Source organism: Pseudomonas sessilinigenes (genome assembly GCF_003850565.1).
GTDB lineage: Bacteria > Pseudomonadota > Gammaproteobacteria > Pseudomonadales > Pseudomonadaceae > Aquipseudomonas > Aquipseudomonas sessilinigenes.
In genome coordinates, this window is the sequence record NZ_CP027706.1 from 6,352,271 (window position 1) to 6,371,977 (window position 19,707).

Below are 19,707 nucleotides of genomic sequence, written 5' to 3' on the forward strand. Positions count from 1 at the left end.
CTTGGGAGGGCGATAGAGCGCTCAGGGACAAGGAAAGTTCGATTCAGCCCATTGCTCTTTGCAAGTGCTGCGGACTGGGGTGGAAAAACACATGCTCGCGCACCGGCCCCACCGCCACCTCACCGATCTCCTGATAACCCTGGCGCTGGTAGAACGCCAGGTAGCGGGGATTGCCGGTATCCAGCACCACTCCCCGAGAATGCTCGTCCACGGCACACCAATTGTGCACGGCCTCCAACAGTTGCTCGCCAAAATGCTGCCCCTGGAACTGCGGGTGCACTCCCAGCAGCGGCAGAACATGCAATGCATCGCTAGGCAGGCAGGCCCGGACGGCATCGTGATAGTCCAGGTAGCGCCGGGTGCATCGCAAGCCGGTGCTGAGCACCATGCGCATTCTCCAGGCCCAGCTTTCGGTGATCCCCAATCGACGTTGTGGTGGAGCGATGAGGGCGATGCCGATCAGCCGGTCGTTGACCAGCAGGCCAATGGCCGGCAGGTCCTGCATGAAGTGCTGCTTGACCAGCTCGCGTACCGTGGCCCGCACCCGCTGTTCATAACCGGCCCGCTCGGACTCGAAGATGAAGCCGAACGTCGGTTCATGGCGATACGCATGGTAGAGCAGCGACCGCGCTTCACGGGAATAGCCGCTGTCGAGCATATGGACATCGGCAATGACATTGCTGGCATCAGGCATGACGGTCACTCCCTTGGGTCCGGCGCAAATGGCCGTGTACTTGTATTACGAGCCTTGCGCGCCGCTGATCGTTCCCGCGCCCAAGGACATTAGCAGTGCATCGGCGACGCCGCCACGCTGGTCGATCCGGACGTTGTCAGCTAGCATCGTTGTTTTGCCAGGACCGCCGACCATGAAGATCGTCTCGTTCAATATCAACGGGCTGCGCGCCCGCCCCCATCAGCTGGCGGCGCTGATCGACAAACACCAGCCCGATGTCATCGGCCTGCAGGAAACCAAGGTCGCCGACGACCAGTTCCCCCTGGCCGAGATCCAGGAGCTGGGTTATCACGTGCACTACCATGGGCAGAAGGGTCACTACGGTGTCGCACTGCTCTCGCGCCAGGCACCACTGGCACTGCACAAGGGCTTCGAGAACGACGAAGAAGACGCCCAGCGTCGTTTCATCTGGGGTACCTTCGCCGATGCCGATGGCACCCCGGTGACCATCATGAACGGCTACTTCCCCCAGGGCGAAAGCCGTGACCACCCCACCAAGTTCCCCGCCAAGGAGCGCTTCTACAGCGACCTGCAACAGTTGCTGGAAAGTCGCTTCAACAATGAGCAGCCCCTGGTGGTCATGGGCGATGTGAACATTTCCCCGGAAGATTGCGATATCGGCATTGGCGCCGACAACGCCAAACGCTGGCTCAAGACCGGCAAGTGCAGCTTCCTGCCGGAAGAGCGCGAGTGGATGGCACGCTTGAAGAACTGGGGCCTGGTGGACAGTTTCCGCCACCTGAACCCTGAGGTGGACGACCGCTTCAGCTGGTTCGACTATCGCAGCCGCGGCTTCGAGGTGGAACCCAAGCGCGGCCTGCGCATCGACCTGATCATGGCCTCCCGGGGATTGTTGCCACGGATCAAGGATGCCGGAGTCGACTATGACCTGCGAGGCATGGAGAAACCTTCTGACCATGCGCCGATCTGGCTCGAGCTGAGCTGATTGCCAGGCACAAAAAAGCCCATCTGACGATGGGCTTTTTTCTACCAGTTTACAGCTGGACGCGCTGGACTCGGTCAGTGGTACCGGCGCTGGCAATCTCGCCGATGGCCCTCTCCAGGGACTCTTCCGAATCGTACAGGTGACTGGTGAGGATCACCTCATTGCCGGACTTGAGCTTGAAATAAGGCTTGCCGCCCGCCGAAATTTTCTTGACGTAGCGCTCGGCGAAGGAGCAGTGTGCGCGGAACAGGCCGAGGGCTGCCTCGGCACTGTCCCGGCAGGGGTAGCGGTCGCTTTGAAGCATGGTCTGCGCCTCCTTTGTCTTGAGCAAGAATCTGCACGCACCACTGCCATACTGCTTCAGTTCAAACCAGGCACTCATTTGCAACTCCTTTGAAAGTCACGAGAACTGGCAGCTCCACGCTGCCGGGGCATCTGCGGGGATGACGCGTTGGCAGTCGCCCCAATCCCCTACAGACAAAGTTGTCCACTCTACGTATGCCCCAAAGGCTGGTCTTTAGGAAAAATCTCAAAAAATCTAGAGAAAACAGCTATTTATAGCGTAGGACTTTCGCCATTTATTGAAGGCCAGCGCCCTTCGTCACATCCCTGTCACCTCCCTGACTTAATCTCGCCGGCACGTACCTCTTCCTCTATATAGAAGGCCAGTGCCACCATGCCCCGCGTTGCTTCCGCCAGTGAACGAGATATCTGGTGCAGGACCATCAGCCTGTTCCTGATCGGCTTCATTTGTTATGCCCTGCCCTGGTCGGCATTCGCTGCCCTGCCCCTGGTTGCGGATAACGCGGCGGTCCTGCGAATCCAGGGCTCCAACACCATTGGGGCACGGCTCGGCCCGGCACTGGCCAAGGGCTTGATGGAGCAGCAGGGCCTGCGCGACATCAAGATCCAGGCAAACAGCAAGGACAATGAGCAGCAGATCGTCGGCCTGACGCCCCAAGGCCGCCAGGTCCGGATAGACGTGGCCGCCCATGGCTCGAGCACCGGCTTTGCCGCCCTGAAGAACACCCGGGCCGACCTGGCGGCCTCATCGCGCCCGATCAGGGACAGCGAGCTGGTGGAGCTGGAAAGCCTCGGCGACCTGAAAAGTCCTGGCGCCGAGCAGGTCATCGCCATCGATGGCTTGGCGATCATCCTGCATCCACACAATCCCCTGACCCGCCTGAGCACCGAGCAACTGGCGCGCCTGTTCAGCGGTGAAGCCAAGACCTGGGAAGAATTGGGGGGGATCGGTGGCCCGGTTCATCTCTATGCCCGGGATGATCAGTCCGGCACCTACGACACCTTCAAGGAACTGGTGCTGGGCCGACGCGGCAAAAGCCTGAGCGCCACAGCAAAACGCTTCGAGTCCAGCGAACAGCTATCCGATGCAGTCAGCCAGGACCCTCAAGGCATCGGTTTCATCGGCCTGCCCTACGTGCGCCAGGCCAAGGCGGTGGCCATCGCCGACGGTGACTCGCAGCCCATGCTGCCACTCAACAGCCTGATCGCCACCGAGGACTATCCGCTGTCGCGCCGGTTATACCTGTACCTGCCACCCACCAGCCAAAACCCCTGGGCCGAGGCACTGGTCAACTTTGCCCAAAGCGCCAAGGGACAGGCCATCGTGGCCGCCAACGGCTTCGTCGCCCAGACCGTACGAGCCATGAGCGTGACGCCCAGCTCGCAGATGCCCGAGGCCTACCAGGCCCTGACCCGGGAGGCCCAGCGCCTGAGCGTGAACTTTCGCTTCGAGGAAGGCAGCGCCAACCTGGACAACAAGGCCCGCCAGGACCTGAACCGCGTCCTGGACTACCTGCGCCAGCACGGCAAGATGACTCGCCAAGTGACCCTGGCCGGATTCGGCGATGACAAGAGCGACCCGAGCCGGGCCGCGCTGCTGTCCAAGTTGCGGGCCATGGCGGTGCGCCGGGAGCTGGTGAAGAGTGGTGTGGTGTTCCGCGAAATTCGCGGCTTCGGTGCGCAACTGCCGGTCGCGGCCAACACCGCCGACGAGGGGCGAATCAAGAACCGGCGGGTGGAGGTCTGGGTCTACTGAAACAACGCCCGCTACCTGTCGGCAAGTTGCACCGACAGGTAGCGCAGCCGCCCGGTCAGTGCCCGCCGCTGCGCATCAATTCACGGGGCACGTACTTGCCGATCTCGTACTTGCCGATCGCCGCACGGTGCACTTCATCCGGACCATCGGCCAGGCGCAGGGTACGCTGCATCGCATACATGTAGGCCAACGGGAAGTCATTGGAAACACCCGCCCCGCCATGGATCTGGATCGCCCGGTCGATCACCCGCAGGGCCACGTTCGGCGCCACCACCTTGATCTGGGCAATCTCGCTCTTGGCCACCTTGTTACCGACGGTGTCCATCATGTAGGCCGCCTTGAGGGTCAGCAGGCGCGCCATGTCGATCTCCATCCGCGAATCGGCGATCTTGTCGATATTGCCCCCCAGCCGGGCCAAGGGTTTGCCGAACGCGGTGCGGTTCACTGAACGTTTGCACATCAGCTCCAGCGCACGCTCGGCCATGCCGATCGAACGCATGCAGTGGTGGATGCGCCCCGGGCCAAGGCGCCCCTGGGCGATCTCGAAACCACGCCCCTCGCCCAGCAGTACGTTTTCATAGGGCACGCGGACATTGTCGAAGATCACCTCGGCATGACCATGGGGCGCGTCGTCGTAGCCAAAGACCGGCAGCGGACGGACGATCTTCACCCCGGGGGTATCCACGGGCACCAGGATCATCGAGTGCTGCTGGTGGCGCGGCGCATCCGGATTGCTCAGGCCCATGAAGATCAGGATCTTGCAACGTGGATCGCAAGCGCCCGAGGTCCACCACTTCTTGCCATTGATGACCCATTCATCACCATCGCGTACCGCCCGGGCCGCCATATTAGTGGCATCGGACGAGGCCACGTCCGGTTCGGTCATGGCGAAGGCGGAGCGGATCTCGCCACGCAGCAACGGTTGCAACCAGCGCTGCTTCTGCTCCTCGTTGGCATACCGCACCAGCACTTCCATGTTGCCGGTGTCGGGGGCCGAGCAGTTGAAGGGTTCCGGACCAAGCATCGAGCGCCCCATGATTTCCGCCAGAGGTGCGTATTCCAGGTTGGTCAGCCCGGCCCCCAGCTCGGACTCGGGCAGGAACAGGTTCCACAACCCTTCGGCCTGGGCCTTGAGCTTGAGCTCTTCCATGATGGCGGTCGGCTGCCAGCGGTCGCCTTCGGCAACCTGGCGCTCGAAGACCACTTCAGCCGGATAAACATAGGCATCCATGAACGCGGTGACGCGCTCACGCAGTTCCTGGACCTTGGGGGAATAGGCGAATTCCATGGGCAGCTCTACCTCTAGGCAAACGGGTGTGGAGGGACTGAAATCGATGCTAGTTCAGCTACGAAAATTTACCTAGCCTATTCTCGGCGTGTATTAACATTCATCACCGATATATGATCGGCTGATTCTGCAGGCTCCCAAGCCGCCCCCTCACGTGCCCGTAACGGCCCCTCGCCGAGGCCAACAATAAGAGTGCAGCGCCATGAATCTGAGCAAGGTCGACCTCAACCTCTTCATCGTTTTCGACGCGATCTACACCGAAGCCAACCTGACCCGCGCCGGCCAGATCGTCGGCATCACCCAGCCAGCGGTGTCCAACGCCCTGGCCCGCCTGCGCGAAACCTTCAATGACCCGCTGTTCGTCAGGACCGCCCAAGGCATGGTGCCGACCCCCATGGCGCAGAACATCATCGGCCCGGTGCGCAACGCCCTGTCGTTGCTGCGGGTCTCGGTCCAGGAGAGCCGGATCTTCAACCCCTTGCAGGCGGTGAAGACCTACCGCATCAGCATGACCGACCTGACCGAGGCCGTGATCCTGCCACCGCTGTTCCAGCGCTTGCGGCGCCTGGCACCGACCGTGGCGATCGAGAGCTTCCTCTCCAAGCGCCGGGAAACCACCAAGGAACTGGCGGCCGGCCGGCTGGATTTCGCCGTGGATGCGCCGCTCAACACCGACCCCCAGGTGCGGCACGTCAAGCTCATGGAAGACCGCTATGTCTGCGCCATGCGCAAGGGCCACCCTCTGGCGGGCAAGGAGAAGTTCACCCTCGACGACTACCTGTCGCTGGCCCATATCCATATCTCCAGCCGACGCAGCGGCCTCGGCCATGTCGACCTGGCCCTGGGCAAGATGGGCATCCAGCGCAAGATCGCCCTGCGCTCCCAGCATTACCTGATGGCCTCGCTGGTCCTGCAGCAGACCGACATGGTCATGACCGTTCCCGCGCGCTTTGCCCGGCGCCACGACCTGCAGGCTTTCAACCTGCCGGTCAACGATGTACCGGCGGTGGAAACCCATCTCTACTGGCACGAAAGCACCGACCAGGACCCGGCCAACCGCTGGATGCGCGAGCAGATGATCGAGCTGTGCCAGCACGTCGCCGTCCAGGAGAAGAAACTCGACCAACAGGCACTTTGAGCCTCGATGTTCGCCAACCCCGCTCCTGCCAATGCCCGCAGGAACCGGGGGTGCCCGCGCAGGCGCTGCGCGGGGGATTGCTTGACGTATACGTCAACCTGCCTTTAGCTTAACGCCAAGTCCTATCTTGAGCGCCTCCATGAGCAGCCAGACCTACAGCATTTCCGACCTCGCCCGCGAGCTCGACATCACCACCCGGGCCATCCGCTTCTATGAGGAGCAGGGCCTGCTGGCCCCCGAGCGCCGAGGCCAGGAACGCATCTATTCGCCGCGGGACAAGGTCAGCCTGAAGCTGATCCTGCGGGGCAAGCGCATCGGCTTCTCCCTGGCCGAGTGCCGCGAACTGATCGAGCTCTACGACCCCTCCAGCGGCAACCTCAAGCAACTGCACAGCATGTTGGCGAAGATCGCCGAGCGCCGCGAACAACTCGAACAGCAACTGCTGGACATCGAACAGATGAAGCTGGAACTCGACACCGCCGAGGAGCGTTGCACCCAGGCCCTGCAGCAAACCATCCAGAACCAGAACAGCACTGCCCAATAACCTGCGCGAGCAAACGGTTCGTACCGGCATCCGCCATCATTCAGAGAAGGTGAACCCCATGTCCCTCCCCAGTCACGTACGCCTGGTCGAAGTCGGCCCGCGCGACGGCCTGCAAAACGAAGCCCAGCCCATCAGCGTCGACGACAAGGTCCAACTGGTGGACGCCCTGAGTGCCGCAGGCCTTGGCTATATAGAAGTCGGTAGCTTCGTCTCGCCCAAGTGGGTGCCGCAGATGGCCGGCTCGGCCGAGGTTTTCGCCCGTATCCAGCGCAAGCCGGGAGTGGTCTATGGCGCCCTGGCGCCCAACCTGCGCGGTTTCGAGGATGCCCTGGCGGCCGGGGTCAAGGAAGTCGCGGTGTTCGCCGCGGCCTCGCAAGCCTTCTCCCAGCGCAACATCAATTGCTCCATCAGTGAAAGCCTGGCGCGCTTCGTGCCGATCATGGACGCCGCACGACAGCACGGCATCAGCGTGCGCGGCTATGTGTCCTGTGTACTGGGCTGCCCCTATGAAGGCGAGGTGGCTGCAGAGCAAGTGGCCGCGGTTGCCCGCGAGCTCTACGCCATGGGCTGCTACGAAGTCTCCCTGGGCGACACCATCGGCACCGGTACTGCCGGCGCGACTCGCCGGATGTTCGAGGTCGTGGGTGCCCAGGTCCCCCGAGACAAGCTCGCCGGGCACTTCCACGATACCTACGGCCAGGCCCTGGCCAATATCTACGCCAGCCTGCAGGAAGGCATCGCGGTATTCGACAGTTCCGTCGCCGGCCTGGGCGGTTGCCCCTACGCCAAGGGCGCCAGCGGTAACGTCGCTACCGAGGATGTGCTGTACCTGCTCAATGGCCTGGGTATCCATACCGGTGTCGACCTGGAGCAGTTGATCCAAGCCGGGAATCGCATCAGCCAGGTAGTGGGACGCCCCACCGGCTCACGCGTGGCCAAGGCACGTAGCGCCCAATAGAAGCGATGTGCGGCCGGTGTGTTACCGGCCGCTCTGGAATGGGGCAGTAACGAGTAACACGGAAACAGTTTGTTGATTTTCTTACGATACAGATTGTCCTACAAAATCATCAAATTATTGATTTTAAAGGACTTTAAAAAGTTGGCACGGCTTCTGCTATCTCTATGGCATAACAAGAATAAAAAGCTGCAAACCTAATAAAAATAAGACGTAACGACTCTGACATAACAAAAACAACACGGCAGAGACGCAGCTAACAGATTTTTTTGGAGAAGGTGCACTGTGCGGGACGGCTTGCAAGAGTCATCCGCAATCGGTCAGAGAACAATAAAACTACCCCTGAGGTAGCTCCCGAACCGGTTGGATCGCCCTGGCGACACATTGAATCAGCGCTCAAAAAAATACGTTTGCTCTTGATCCCGGATGGGGATCGCCAAAAACAGCGGTAAAGGGCCACGGTCGACAAAAACAACAACAGGCCGCCCCTCAATAATAAAAAAAGAGCACGCAACGACAAATTAAAGGGGAGCTTCGGCTCCCCTTTGTGCTTCCTGCCTTTCGTGTTTTCCCGCCCGGCCCGCATCAGGGGCGGGCACCGGGAGCGATGCCTGCCCCTGAGGCGATCATCCCTTGCCCAGGTGCTCGCGCAACTCCTCGGTGCTGATTTCCCGCATGCGGAACTTCTGGATCTTGCCGGTCACAGTCATCGGGAACTCCTCGACGAACTTGAAGTAACGCGGCGTCTTGAAGTGTGCGATGCGCTCCTTGCACCAGCTCTGCAACTCCAGCTCATCGGCCGAACGCCCGGGGTGGAACTTGATCCAGGCCACGATCTCCTCGCCATATCGAGTGCAAGGCACCCCCACCACCTGCACATCGGCCACCGCCGGGTGGGTGAAGAAGAATTCCTCCAGCTCCCGCGGATAGATGTTCTCGCCACCGCGAATGATCATGTCCTTGTTGCGCCCGGCAATACGCACGTACCCCTGCTCGTCCATCGTCGCCAGGTCGCCGGTGTGCATCCAGCCGGCCGGGTCGATGGATTCGCGGGTGCTTTCGGGGTTGTTCCAGTAGCCGAGCATCACGCTGTAGCCCCGGGTACAGAGCTCGCCGATGGCGCCACGTGGCAACACATTGCCGGCCTCATCGATGATCTTGCTTTCCAGGTGCGGCTGAGTGCGCCCCACGGTGGTCACCCGCAGTTCCAGTTCGTCGGCAGGGCCAGTCTGCAGCGATACCGGGCTGGTCTCGGTCATGCCATAGGCGATCTGCACTTCACTCATGTGCATCTCGCCGATCACCCGGCGCATTACTTCGATCGGGCAGGTGGCGCCAGCCATGATCCCGGTGCGCAGGCTCGACAGGTCGAACTCAGCCCGGCGGAGCTGGTCGAGCATGGCGATGAACATGGTCGGTACGCCGTACAGCGCGGTGGCCCGCTCCTGGGCCACCGCTTCAAGGGTCAGCAGCGCATCGAAGGCATCGTTGGGGTAGATCATGGTGGTGCCATGGGTGACACAGCCCAGGTTGCCCATGACCATGCCGAAGCAGTGGTACAGCGGCACCGGAATCACCAAGCGATCGGTAGCGGTGAGCCCCAGGCTCTCCCCGACCATGTAGCCGTTGTTGAGAATGTTGTAGTGGCTCAGGGTCGCGCCCTTGGGAAAGCCGGTGGTGCCCGAGGTGTACTGGATGTTCACCGGCTGGTCGAAATCCAGGCTGTCCTGGCGAGCCTGCAACTGCTCGGCGCTGGCGCCGGCAGCCAATGCACTCAGTTGCGACCACGGCAGGAACCCCGACGGTGGCTGGGCATCCAGGCTGATGACCCCACGCAGCTCTGGCAACAGTTGGCTGTGCAATTGGCCAATGGACTGTTCAGCCAGTTCCGGCAGCAACCCCTGGAGCATGCCGTGGTAATCGGACGTCTTGAAGGCCCCGGCACAGACCAGCCACTGGCAGCCGGACTGCTTGAGCACGTATTCCAGTTCGGCAGCGCGATAGGCCGGGTTGATGTTCACCAGGATCACGCCGATCTTGGCGCTGGCGAACTGGGCAATGCACCACTGGGCACAGTTGGGAGCCCAGATCCCCAGGCGGTCACCGGTCTTGAGCCCCAGGGCCAGCATGGCCCTGGCATGCAGATCGACCGTCTCGCGCAGTTGCTGCCAGGTGTAGCGCAACTGCTGGTGGCGGACCACCAGCGCCTCGCCCTGGGGATGGGCGGCGACGGTGTTGTCGAAGGCCTGGCCGATGGTCAGCGCCAGCAAGGCGCGGTCTTGCGTACCACGGGTGTAGCTGCGATCCGGCTGGGAACCCGAGTGTTCCATGACGACCCCTATTGTCTTTATTAGTGGGTGTTCAGGAGCCTGGCCGATGGTGCAGGCAAGCCGGACTCCAAGCGAAAGCCTGGTTACTCTGGCGCAAGTTGACGTTTACGTAAAGGGCGATTGACAGCCATCCGGCGCAGGTTTACGTTAACGTAAAGGTGAGAGCCAGGCAGCGCCGCTCTCCGCGTCTCGTTCCTCGATAAAAACAAATTTTGAAGGTGCCCCGCCATGAGTTACCCGACCCTGAACTTCGCCCTCGGTGAAACCATCGACATGCTGCGCCAACAGGTCCAGGCCTTCGTCAAGGCGGAGCTGGCGCCAAGGGCGGCACAGATCGACGCCGACAACCTGTTCCCCGCCGACATGTGGCGCAAGTTCGGCAACATGGGCCTGCTGGGCATCACCGTGCCGGAAGAATACGGCGGTGCCGGCCTGGGTTACCTGGCCCATGTGGTGGCCATGGAAGAAATCAGCCGCGGCTCGGCCTCGGTGGCCCTGTCCTACGGCGCCCACTCCAACCTGTGCGTCAACCAGATCAACCGTAACGGCAACCATGAGCAAAAGAGCAAGTACCTGCCCAAGCTGATCAGCGGCGAGCACATCGGCGCCCTGGCCATGAGCGAACCCAACGCCGGCTCCGACGTGGTGTCGATGAAGCTGCGCGCCGACAAGCGCGGCGACCGCTTCGTACTCAACGGCAGCAAGACCTGGATCACCAACGGCCCCGACGCCAACACCTACGTGATCTACGCCAAGACCGACCTGGAAAAGGGCCCCCACGGCATCACCGCGTTCATCGTCGAGCGCGACTGGAAAGGCTTCAGCCGCAGCAACAAGTTCGACAAGCTGGGCATGCGCGGCTCCAACACCTGCGAGCTGTTCTTCGATGACGTCGAGGTGCCGGAAGAGAACATTCTTGGCGTGCTCAATGGTGGCGTGAAGGTACTGATGAGCGGCCTGGACTACGAGCGCGTGGTGCTCTCCGGCGGCCCGACCGGGATCATGCAGGCCTGCATGGACCTGGTGGTGCCCTACATCCACGACCGCAAGCAATTCGGCCAGAGCATCGGCGAGTTCCAGCTGATCCAGGGCAAGATCGCCGACATGTACACCCAGCTCAACGCCAGCCGTGCCTACCTGTACGCGGTGGCCCAAGCCTGCGAGCGTGGCGAGACCACCCGCAAGGACGCCGCCGGGGTGATCCTCTACTCCGCCGAACGCGCTACCCAGATGGCCCTGGATGCGATCCAGATCCTCGGCGGCAATGGCTACATCAATGAATTCCCGGCCGGACGCCTGCTGCGCGACGCCAAGCTCTACGAGATCGGCGCCGGCACCAGCGAGATCCGCCGCATGTTGATCGGTCGCGAACTGTTCAACGAAACCCGCTGAAGCAGCTTCAAGCAGAAAGCTACAAGCAGCAAGACAAACAGCGATGCGCGCTTGCAGCCACAACACTGAACATTCTTGCAGCTTGAAGCTTGAGGCTTGATTCTGCGCGAGGAGTCATGATGATCCTGAAGTCACAGTTGAACACTAAATCACCAGAGTTCGTGCAGAACTGGAGCGCCATGGCGGCCCAGGTCGATGCCCTGCATACCCTGCTGGCCCAGGTCCAGCAAGGCGGCGGCACCAAGGCCCAGGAGCGCCATACCTCCAGGGGCAAGCTGCTGCCCCGCGAGCGGATCAATCGCTTGCTCGATCCCGGTTCGCCGTTCCTCGAGGTCAGCCCACTGGCAGCCTATGAGGTCTATGGCGAGGACGTACCCGCCGCCGGAGTGATCGCCGGCATCGGCCGGGTGGAAGGCGTGGAATGCATGATCGTGGCCAACGACGCCACGGTCAAAGGCGGCTCCTACTACCCGCTGACCGTAAAAAAACACCTGCGCGCGCAAACCATCGCCCTGCAGAATCGCCTGCCCTGCATCTACCTGGTGGACTCCGGCGGCGCCAACCTGCCGCGCCAGGACGAAGTGTTCCCGGATCGCGAGCACTTCGGGCGGATCTTCTTCAACCAGGCCAACATGAGCGCCCAGGGCATCCCGCAAATCGCCGTGGTCATGGGCTCCTGCACCGCCGGCGGCGCCTACGTGCCGGCCATGGCCGACGAAGCGATCATGGTCCGCGAGCAGGCCACCATCTTCCTCGCCGGCCCACCACTGGTGAAGGCCGCCACCGGCGAGGTGGTGAGCGCCGAGGACCTGGGCGGGGCCGATGTGCACTGCAAGGTTTCCGGCGTGGCCGACCACTATGCCGAGAGCGATGAGCACGCCCTGGCCCTGGCTCGGCGCAGCGTGGCCAACCTCAATTGGCACAAGCAGGGCCAGTTGCAGCAACGCACGCCGATCGCCCCGCTGTATGAGCGCGATGAGCTGTATGGCGTGGTACCGGCCGATCCCAAGCAGCCGTTCGATGTGCGCGAAGTCATCGCGCGCCTGGTGGACGGTTCGCTGTTCGATGAATTCAAGGCGCTGTTCGGCACCACCCTGGTGTGTGGCTTTGCCCATCTGCACGGCTACCCGGTGGCGATCCTGGCCAACAACGGCATCCTGTTCGCCGAGGCGGCGCAAAAAGGCGCGCATTTCATCGAGCTGGCGTGCCAGCGCGGCATCCCGTTGCTGTTCCTGCAGAACATCACCGGCTTCATGGTGGGCCAGAAGTACGAAGCCGGCGGCATCGCCAAGCACGGTGCCAAGCTGGTGACGGCGGTGGCTTGCGCCCAGGTGCCGAAATTCACCGTGATCATCGGTGGCAGCTTCGGTGCCGGTAACTACGGCATGTGCGGCCGCGCCTACGATCCACGCTTCTTGTGGATGTGGCCCAACGCGCGGATCGGCGTGATGGGCGCCGAGCAGGCCGCCGGCGTGCTGGTCCAGGTCAAGCGCGAGCAGGCAGAACGTAGCGGACAGGGGTTCGACGCGACCCAGGAAGCCCAGATCAAGCAACCGATCCTCGACCAGTACGAGCACCAGGGGCACCCCTACTACTCCAGCGCCCGGCTGTGGGACGACGGCGTCATCGACCCGGCGCAGACCCGCGAGGTGCTGGCCCTGGCGTTGTCCGCGTCCCTCAACGCCCCTATCGAACAGAGCCGTTTCGGCGTGTTCCGCATGTAATCCTGCGCGAGAAGATCATGAGCGACTTCAATACCCTGGAACTGCTGCGCGACCCTCGTGGCTTCGCCACCTTGTGGCTCAGCCGTGAAGAAAAGAACAACGCCTTCAACGCCGAGATGATCCGCGAACTGATCCTGGCCCTGGACCAGGTGCAAGGCGATCCCAACCTGCGCTTCCTGCTGCTGCGCGGCCGTGGCCGGCATTTCAGCGCCGGCGCCGACCTGGCCTGGATGCAGCAGTCGGCCGAACTGGACTACAACACCAACCTCGACGACGCCCGGGAACTGGCGGAGTTGATGTACAACCTGGCCAAGCTGAAGATCCCGACCCTGGCCGTGGTACAAGGCGCGGCCTTCGGCGGCGCCCTGGGCCTGATCAGCTGCTGCGACATGGCCATTGCCAGTGACGACGCACAATTCTGTTTGTCGGAAGTGCGCATCGGCCTGGCCCCGGCGGTGATCAGCCCGTTCGTGGTCCAGGCCATCGGCGAACGCGCCGCCCGGCGCTATGCCTTGACCGCCGAGCGCTTCGACGGCCCGCGTGCGCGGGACATCGGCCTGCTGGCCGAGAGCTACCCGGCGGCAGAGCTGGAACAGCACGTCACCCGCTGGATCGACAACCTGCTGCTCAACAGCCCCCAGGCCATGCGTGCCAGCAAGGACCTGTTGCGTGAAGTGGGCAACGGCGCCCTGACCACCGCCCTGCGCCGCTACTGCGAGAACGCCATCGCGCGGATCCGCGTCAGCCCCGAAGGGCAGGAAGGCCTGCGGGCATTCCTGGAAAAACGCCCGCCCAGCTGGCAGGCCGAGACCACGACCAAGGAGTCCCGCTGATGAGCGCGCCGATCCTAGATACCCTGCTGGTGGCCAACCGTGGCGAGATCGCCTGCCGCGTGATGCGCACCGCCAAGGCCCTGGGCCTGACCACCGTGGCCGTGCACAGCGCCACCGACCGCGATGCCCGGCACAGCCGTGAAGCGGATATCCGCGTGGACCTGGGCGGCAGCAAGGCCAGCGAAAGCTACCTGCAGATCGACAAGCTGATCGCCGCCGCCAAGGCCAGCGGCGCCCAGGCCATCCACCCCGGTTATGGCTTTCTTTCCGAGAACGCCGGTTTCGCCCGGGCCATCGAGGCCGCCGGGCTGATCTTCCTCGGCCCACCGGCTTCGGCCATCGACGCCATGGGCAGCAAGTCGGCGGCCAAGGCCCTGATGGAAACCGCCGGCGTACCGTTGGTGCCGGGCTACCACGGCGAGGCCCAAGACCTGGAGACCTTCCGCAACGCCGCCGAGCGCATTGGTTATCCGGTGTTGCTCAAGGCCACCGCCGGTGGCGGTGGCAAGGGCATGAAGGTGGTGGAAGACGTCAGCCAACTGGCCGAAGCCCTGGCCTCGGCCCAGCGTGAAGCACAGTCGTCGTTCGGCGATTCGCGGATGCTGGTGGAGAAATACCTGCTCAAGCCCCGCCATGTGGAGATCCAGGTCTTTGCCGACCAGCACGGCAACTGCCTGTACCTCAACGAGCGCGACTGCTCGATCCAGCGTCGCCACCAGAAAGTGGTGGAAGAAGCACCGGCCCCAGGCTTGAGCGCTGAACTGCGCAAGGCCATGGGCGAAGCTGCGGTACGCGCGGCCCAGGCCATCGGCTATGTCGGGGCCGGTACCGTGGAATTCCTGCTCGACGCCCGTGGCGAATTCTTCTTCATGGAAATGAACACCCGCCTGCAGGTGGAGCACCCGGTCACCGAAGCCATCACCGGCCTGGACCTGGTGGCCTGGCAGATCCGTGTGGCCCGTGGCGAAGCCCTGCCCATGACCCAGGAACAAGTGCCGTTGCTGGGCCATGCCATCGAAGTACGCCTGTACGCCGAGGACCCGGGCAACGACTTCCTGCCGGCCACCGGCCGCCTGGAGCTCTATCGCGAGTCCGCCAGCGGCCCTGGCCGGCGCGTGGACAGCGGCGTCGAGGAAGGCGACAGCGTATCGCCGTTCTACGATCCCATGCTGGGCAAGCTGATCGCCTGGGGCGAGGACCGTGAACAGGCCCGCCTGCGCCTGCTGAGCATGCTCGACGAGTTCGCCATCGGCGGCCTGAAGACCAACCTGGCGTTCCTGCGCCGGATCATCGCCCACCCGGCCTTCGCCGAGGCCCAACTGGACACCGGCTTCATCCCGCGTCACCAGGAACACCTGCTGCCGGCAGCCCGTGAGCTGGGCGAGGACTTCTGGCAAGCGGCGGCGCAAGCCTTCAGCCAGGGCCTTTCGCAGCGCGAGCGCCAGGACGATCCGCACTCGCCCTGGGCGGCGCTCGATGGCTGGCGCAGCGGCCTGCCGGCACAGATTGTCCTGCACTTGAGTGCCGATGGACAGGACCGGGCCATCAGCCTGGGCGCCCCTGGCAGCAACTACAAGTTGCAGGGCGAACGCCTGCTGGTGGAGCAACAAGGCGTACGCCGTGAGCACCGGGCCATCCGTCGTGGCGACACCCTTTACCTGCACTGGCAGGGCGACATGCACAGTGTTACCGCCTATGACCCGATCGCTGCGGTCGATGCCAGCCACAGCCAGCACGGTGGCCTCACCGCCCCCATGAACGGCAGCATCGTCCGGATCCTGGTGGAGGCCGGACAACAGGTCGAAACCGGCGCGCAACTGGTGGTACTCGAGGCCATGAAGATGGAACACAGCATCCGCGCGCCCCATGCCGGGATCGTCAAGGCGCTGTATTGCCAGGAAGGCGAGATGGTCAGCGAAGGCAGTGCGCTGGTGGAGCTGGAACAGCCAGCCTGATGACAAACACCCGCCGCCAGGCGGGTTGTGGCCTTAGCGCACGCAACATGATCGATCGATGCACCCTTGGCTGGCGATCAGCCAGGGGGCGCATCGCGGCCGTCAGAGTGGAAACAGGTTGTCCACGATAAAGTCCACGAACACCCGGATCTTCGGTGACAGGTGGCGGCTGGACGGCCACAGTACATGGAACACCATTTCTTCCTGGATATGACCCTCCAGCACCGTGACCAGGCGGCCTTGCTGCAACTGCGCCCGCACGGCGATTTCAGGCACGCAGGCCAGCCCCAGGCCCTGCTCGGCAAAACACAACTGCGGATCCAGGCTGTTGCTCACCATGCTGGCTGGCAGCTCGAGAGCGGGCATATGGGCCGGACGACCCAGGGGCCAGGCATCCAGCTTGCCGGTACTGGGGAACCGATAGAGCAGGCAGGCATGGTGCATCAGGTCTTGGGGCTCGAGTGGAATACCCGCCTGCTGGAAATACCCTGGCGCCCCCACGACGACCCTGCGACAGGCTCCCAGGCGCCGGGCAATCAAGCGCGAGTCACTGGGTGTACCCGTACGGATGACGGCATCGAAGCCTTCCTCGATGACATCCACCAGCCGATCCGAGCAGTCGATGTCCAGCTCGATATCCGGATAGCACCGCTTGAACTGCGCAAGCTTGGGCATGAACAGCGTCCCGACCGAGGGCAGGCTGATGCGCAGCCTGCCGCGAGGCGCTTCGCGGGTCTGCATCAACTCGGCTTCGGCAGATTCCACCTCGGCCAGGATACGGCGACAGCGCTCCAGGAATAGCGTGCCCTCCGGCGTCAGGCTGACCGTACGGGTGGATCGGTGGAACAACCGCACCCCGAGCCGCTCCTCCAGTCGGGCAATGGCCTTGCTGACCGCCGAGGCCGAGATGCCCAACTGCCGCCCCGCGGCCGTAAAGCTACGGGATACGCTGACCCGGACGAACATATCGAGAGAACCCAGGTTCTCCATATTGCACCGCCTTATTGATGACTCAAACATCACAAATGTTTTTAACTTTATCTTATTTTTCTTTTATTCCTAGGCTTGCAGCATAGGGCTGGCGTGCTCGATGAAGAGCCGTACCTACTTTGAATTCAGGAACGGATGGATGAATCAGATGACTGCATCTGCATTGCACGAGGGCAGCGAGCGGCTGCCGATGGGGGGACTGCTGGCCTTGGCAATGGCAGCCTTCATTACCCTGTTGACCGAAATCATGCCGGCCGGCTTGCTGTCTTCTATCGCACAAGGGCTGGCAGTATCCGAAGGCCTGGCCGGCCAGTTCATCACGGCCTACGCCGTGGGGGCCCTGGTGGCGGCTATTCCGATCACCTACCTGACCCAGGGCATGCGACGGCGGCCTTTGCTGTTGGTGGCGATCGGTGGCTTCGCCCTGGTCAACCTGGTGACGGCGCTGTCCGGCCACTACGGCATTTCACTGGTGGCACGCTTTATCGCGGGGGTGTTCGGCGGCATCGTCTGGTCGTTGCTGGCCGGTTATGCCGTGCGCATGTCACCGGCACGCTTCAGCGGCCGGGCGATCGCGATTTCGGGGGCCGGCGCAACCCTTGCACTGGTATTGGGCGTGCCATTGGGCGCACTGCTGGGCCGGGCCATCGGTTGGCAGGGTGCCTTCGGCCTGATGAGCGGGTTGGCCGTGCTCCTCATCGCCTGGGTACTGGCCGCCGTGCCGGACTTCCCGGGACAGGATCACCCACAGCGCCAGTCCCTGGCTGGCGTCTTCATGAAGACCGGTATCCGTTCGGTGCTGTTCGTGGTGCTCAGCTTCGTGGTGGCCCACAACATTCTGTACATCTATATCGAGCCGCTCCTGCAATCTTCGGGCTTGTCCGCGAAGGTGGACGTCATCTTGTTTGTCTTCGGCTCGGGCTCCATCGTCGGCCTGTGGATCGTCGGGGTCATGGTCGACCGCCGGCTGGCACGCCTGTCCATCGCCAGCATCAGCCTGTTTGCCGTGGCTGCCCTGATACTCGGCCTGTGGGGCGACAGCCCGGCCATGGTCTATCTGTCCGTTGTGCTGTGGGGAAGCGCCGTCGGTGGCTTCGCGACGATCACGCAAACCGCATTGTCACGCTTTGCCGGCAATTCGGTGGACGTGGCCCAGTCCATGTACACGACCGGCTGGAACATCGCAGTAGCCACGGGCGGGATCGTCGGCGGCCTCTTGCTGGATCGCACGGGCCCCGCGTCCTTCGCCTGGGTGACGATTGGCATCCTGGTCACTTCTTTACTGGGCACGGTCCTGGCCATGAACAGGGCCTTGGCACGCCAGGGTCGATAGAAGGTCCTCCAGCGGCCTAGCCCGGAATGCAAAAAGCCCCTGCCTGAAACCAGGAAGGGGCTTTGCCGATTGATGGCGACTGCGTCTTCAGAACTTCGCGGTCGCTTGTACGACGACGCCAATGACCCGGCATTCGTCGCTGTAGAGCATCTTCGGGTAAGTGGGATTCAAAGGCACCAGGTAACGCTGGCTACCTTCCTGCACCAGCTTGCGAAAGATCGCCTCGCAACTGCCGGGGCACTGCACGACCACCAGTTTGCCCGGCTCGGCCGCAATGGCCGGATCGACCAGGATCAACATATCCTGGCTGATGCTCAGGCCACTGGGGGCGATCATCGCGTCACCGACCACCACCAGCCAGAACGCCGCGCCCTGGGACTGGTAATCGGTCAACTCGTAACGCTCCGGCACATAGGACGGCTGGCCATCCTCGCGGACTTCACCGGCATTGCGCCAATCGCTGACGGGATAACGGAAGTACGGGTTGTACTTGTGCAACAGCGAAGGCTGGTCCTCCAGGGGCTCGCCATCGTCGCCGACCATGGGTTTCTCACGAACCACCAGCACCACTTCCAGGAACCCCATGCCGATCTCTTCCAGCACCCGGTTCATGTCCTCGATCTTGGGCTGGCGCCGCTTGCTCAGCCAATGGCCGATGCCGCCTTGGGACATGCCCAGGCGCTCGGCGAGCTTTTCCTGCGTGACCTTGCGGCCTTTCATGTTGGCCTTGACCAACTCGATCCATTTATCCATGGGCGGAACAATACGTTGTGTATTTCCCGCCTCAACACACAAGTTGTAGTATTTGAAATGGCGTCACAATTACAATACGTATTAACCTATCCCCTGCCCCCCTCTTTCCTTTCATCCAGACAAGGCAGAATTCATGAACACAAGCAGCAAGGACGTGCCGGAACTCGAGACAGAGGCCACATTAAGTTCGCTCAAGGGCAGCCACGCGGCGCGGCGAGCGATGGACTACTACCTCAACCCAACCCCAGGCGAAGGGGAAAAGGAGGAAAAATTCTTCGAGATCAGGAGCAACCTCAGCAGCGAGGAAGCCATGATCCATGCATCCGACCTGCTACGTTGCGCGGCCGCTACCGCCTATGACGCAGCCAGCGGCCTGCGCGGCCCCAATCGTGACCTGGCGTTCTCGGTGGTGCATATGATCGACCTGGCCAAGGCCCTGGTGGACAAGTCCCTGGAAGGCCAGCGGTCGTGAGTCGAATTGACGTACATGCCCCAGCTGGCAAGCGCCAGGAACGGGGAAATCAGGAATGGGAAAAAAATTTCCAACAGGCAGGGAAAAACATTTGACTTGCAAATGATAATGATTATTATTGCAAGCAACTGATCGCGAGATCGGTCGATAGCCCAAAGGACCTTAGGTCGGACCTTTGGATTATCTCCTCATCAGGCTAATCACGGTTTTTGACCCGGCTTTTTGCCGGGTCTTTTTTTTGGCCAGTTTTTCTGGCTTGGCT

Annotated in this window: 17 protein-coding genes; 11 read left to right on the plus strand and 6 right to left on the minus strand. The window is 62.5% G+C overall.

Translation table 11 applies throughout. From position 1 onward, the window contains the following. Positions 1-43: 43 nt before the first annotated feature. The gene (locus tag C4K39_RS29045) at positions 44-694 is read right to left on the minus strand and encodes a GNAT family N-acetyltransferase (RefSeq protein ID WP_068582542.1); all 651 of its coding nucleotides are present in this window, start codon (positions 692-694) and stop codon (positions 44-46) included. Between the two features lie 172 nt (positions 695-866). On the opposite strand from C4K39_RS29045, the gene xthA reads away from it, so the two are divergent. Further along, the gene (gene xthA, locus C4K39_RS29050; RefSeq protein WP_068582538.1) at positions 867-1,679 is read left to right on the plus strand and encodes an exodeoxyribonuclease III; all 813 of its coding nucleotides are present in this window, start codon (positions 867-869) and stop codon (positions 1,677-1,679) included. Between the two features lie 49 nt (positions 1,680-1,728). On the opposite strand, the gene C4K39_RS29055 is transcribed toward xthA, so the two are convergent. Next, positions 1,729-1,983 (minus strand): YegP family protein, encoded by a 255-nt coding sequence (locus C4K39_RS29055; RefSeq protein ID WP_225926507.1) that lies wholly within the window; start codon positions 1,981-1,983, stop codon positions 1,729-1,731. A gap of 372 nt (positions 1,984-2,355) precedes the next feature. Between C4K39_RS29055 and C4K39_RS29060 the strand changes: the two genes are divergently transcribed. Next, entirely contained in the window at positions 2,356-3,738 is a 1,383-nt protein-coding gene (locus C4K39_RS29060; protein WP_124348081.1) for a substrate-binding domain-containing protein, read from the plus strand. A 55-nt stretch (positions 3,739-3,793) separates the two neighbouring features. Here the strand turns inward: C4K39_RS29060 and C4K39_RS29065 are convergent, their stop codons facing one another. Next, positions 3,794-5,026, minus strand: a complete 1,233-nt coding sequence (locus C4K39_RS29065; protein WP_124348082.1) for an acyl-CoA dehydrogenase — start codon at positions 5,024-5,026, stop codon at positions 3,794-3,796. Between the two features lie 202 nt (positions 5,027-5,228). Here C4K39_RS29065 and C4K39_RS29070 point away from each other — a divergent pair, with 202 nt between their 5' ends. The 3 genes from C4K39_RS29070 to C4K39_RS29080 all read left to right on the plus strand — a co-directional run bounded on the left by C4K39_RS29070 (position 5,229) and on the right by C4K39_RS29080 (position 7,666). Then, complete coding sequence (locus C4K39_RS29070) at positions 5,229-6,164, plus strand: LysR family transcriptional regulator (protein WP_068582529.1); 936 nt, start codon at positions 5,229-5,231, stop codon at positions 6,162-6,164. A gap of 139 nt (positions 6,165-6,303) precedes the next feature. Continuing rightward, complete coding sequence (locus C4K39_RS29075) at positions 6,304-6,708, plus strand: MerR family transcriptional regulator (RefSeq protein WP_068582526.1); 405 nt, start codon at positions 6,304-6,306, stop codon at positions 6,706-6,708. Positions 6,709-6,766: 58 nt separating this feature from the next. Then, a complete protein-coding gene (locus tag C4K39_RS29080; RefSeq protein ID WP_124348083.1) occupies positions 6,767-7,666 on the plus strand; it encodes a hydroxymethylglutaryl-CoA lyase in 900 nt (299 codons plus the stop codon). A gap of 623 nt (positions 7,667-8,289) precedes the next feature. On the opposite strand, the gene C4K39_RS29085 is transcribed toward C4K39_RS29080, so the two are convergent. Continuing rightward, positions 8,290-9,993: an AMP-binding protein gene (locus C4K39_RS29085; protein ID WP_124348084.1), complete on the minus strand. Its 1,704-nt coding sequence runs from the start codon at positions 9,991-9,993 to the stop codon at positions 8,290-8,292. Positions 9,994-10,221: 228 nt separating this feature from the next. Between C4K39_RS29085 and C4K39_RS29090 the strand changes: the two genes are divergently transcribed. The 4 genes from C4K39_RS29090 (at position 10,222) to C4K39_RS29105 (ending at position 15,897) form a co-directional block, all read left to right on the plus strand. Beyond that, complete coding sequence (locus tag C4K39_RS29090; protein WP_124348085.1) at positions 10,222-11,385, plus strand: isovaleryl-CoA dehydrogenase; 1,164 nt, start codon at positions 10,222-10,224, stop codon at positions 11,383-11,385. A gap of 116 nt (positions 11,386-11,501) precedes the next feature. After that, positions 11,502-13,109 carry a carboxyl transferase domain-containing protein gene (locus C4K39_RS29095; RefSeq protein WP_068582589.1) on the plus strand — a complete coding sequence of 536 codons (1,608 nt, stop codon included), beginning with the start codon at positions 11,502-11,504 and terminating at the stop codon, positions 13,107-13,109. 17 nt (positions 13,110-13,126) lie between these two features. Further along, positions 13,127-13,942 carry a gamma-carboxygeranoyl-CoA hydratase gene (locus C4K39_RS29100; protein ID WP_068582585.1) on the plus strand — a complete coding sequence of 272 codons (816 nt, stop codon included), beginning with the start codon at positions 13,127-13,129 and terminating at the stop codon, positions 13,940-13,942. Continuing rightward, positions 13,942-15,897, plus strand: a complete 1,956-nt coding sequence (locus tag C4K39_RS29105; protein ID WP_124348086.1) for an acetyl/propionyl/methylcrotonyl-CoA carboxylase subunit alpha — start codon at positions 13,942-13,944, stop codon at positions 15,895-15,897. Before C4K39_RS29100 ends, C4K39_RS29105 begins: the two co-directional genes overlap by 1 nt. A 102-nt stretch (positions 15,898-15,999) precedes the next feature. On the opposite strand, the gene C4K39_RS29110 is transcribed toward C4K39_RS29105, so the two are convergent. After that, entirely contained in the window at positions 16,000-16,887 is an 888-nt protein-coding gene (locus C4K39_RS29110; RefSeq protein ID WP_068582580.1) for a LysR family transcriptional regulator, read from the minus strand. A gap of 148 nt (positions 16,888-17,035) precedes the next feature. Between C4K39_RS29110 and C4K39_RS29115 the strand changes: the two genes are divergently transcribed. Then, entirely contained in the window at positions 17,036-18,220 is a 1,185-nt protein-coding gene (locus C4K39_RS29115; RefSeq protein WP_217884151.1) for an MFS transporter, read from the plus strand. Between the two features lie 87 nt (positions 18,221-18,307). On the opposite strand, the gene C4K39_RS29120 is transcribed toward C4K39_RS29115, so the two are convergent. Continuing rightward, positions 18,308-18,973: a LexA family protein gene (locus C4K39_RS29120; RefSeq protein ID WP_068582575.1), complete on the minus strand. Its 666-nt coding sequence runs from the start codon at positions 18,971-18,973 to the stop codon at positions 18,308-18,310. 133 nt (positions 18,974-19,106) lie between these two features. On the opposite strand from C4K39_RS29120, the gene C4K39_RS29125 reads away from it, so the two are divergent. After that, positions 19,107-19,445, plus strand: coding sequence for a DUF6124 family protein (locus C4K39_RS29125; RefSeq protein ID WP_068582572.1), 339 nt, complete (start codon positions 19,107-19,109; stop codon positions 19,443-19,445). Positions 19,446-19,707: the final 262 nt, after the last annotated feature.

Coding starts and splice junctions, on each gene's coding strand:
- C4K39_RS29045 (WP_068582542.1), bottom strand. CDS start 694: ATGCCTGATGCCAGCAATGTCATTGCCGATGTCCATATGCTCGACAGC.
- xthA (WP_068582538.1), top strand. CDS start 867: ATGAAGATCGTCTCGTTCAATATCAACGGGCTGCGCGCCCGCCCCCAT.
- C4K39_RS29055 (WP_225926507.1), bottom strand. CDS start 1,983: ATGCTTCAAAGCGACCGCTACCCCTGCCGGGACAGTGCCGAGGCAGCC.
- C4K39_RS29060 (WP_124348081.1), top strand. CDS start 2,356: ATGCCCCGCGTTGCTTCCGCCAGTGAACGAGATATCTGGTGCAGGACC.
- C4K39_RS29065 (WP_124348082.1), bottom strand. CDS start 5,026: ATGGAATTCGCCTATTCCCCCAAGGTCCAGGAACTGCGTGAGCGCGTC.
- C4K39_RS29070 (WP_068582529.1), top strand. CDS start 5,229: ATGAATCTGAGCAAGGTCGACCTCAACCTCTTCATCGTTTTCGACGCG.
- C4K39_RS29075 (WP_068582526.1), top strand. CDS start 6,304: ATGAGCAGCCAGACCTACAGCATTTCCGACCTCGCCCGCGAGCTCGAC.
- C4K39_RS29080 (WP_124348083.1), top strand. CDS start 6,767: ATGTCCCTCCCCAGTCACGTACGCCTGGTCGAAGTCGGCCCGCGCGAC.
- C4K39_RS29085 (WP_124348084.1), bottom strand. CDS start 9,993: ATGGAACACTCGGGTTCCCAGCCGGATCGCAGCTACACCCGTGGTACG.
- C4K39_RS29090 (WP_124348085.1), top strand. CDS start 10,222: ATGAGTTACCCGACCCTGAACTTCGCCCTCGGTGAAACCATCGACATG.
- C4K39_RS29095 (WP_068582589.1), top strand. CDS start 11,502: ATGATGATCCTGAAGTCACAGTTGAACACTAAATCACCAGAGTTCGTG.
- C4K39_RS29100 (WP_068582585.1), top strand. CDS start 13,127: ATGAGCGACTTCAATACCCTGGAACTGCTGCGCGACCCTCGTGGCTTC.
- C4K39_RS29105 (WP_124348086.1), top strand. CDS start 13,942: ATGAGCGCGCCGATCCTAGATACCCTGCTGGTGGCCAACCGTGGCGAG.
- C4K39_RS29110 (WP_068582580.1), bottom strand. CDS start 16,887: ATGGAGAACCTGGGTTCTCTCGATATGTTCGTCCGGGTCAGCGTATCC.
- C4K39_RS29115 (WP_217884151.1), top strand. CDS start 17,036: ATGACTGCATCTGCATTGCACGAGGGCAGCGAGCGGCTGCCGATGGGG.
- C4K39_RS29120 (WP_068582575.1), bottom strand. CDS start 18,973: ATGGATAAATGGATCGAGTTGGTCAAGGCCAACATGAAAGGCCGCAAG.
- C4K39_RS29125 (WP_068582572.1), top strand. CDS start 19,107: ATGAACACAAGCAGCAAGGACGTGCCGGAACTCGAGACAGAGGCCACA.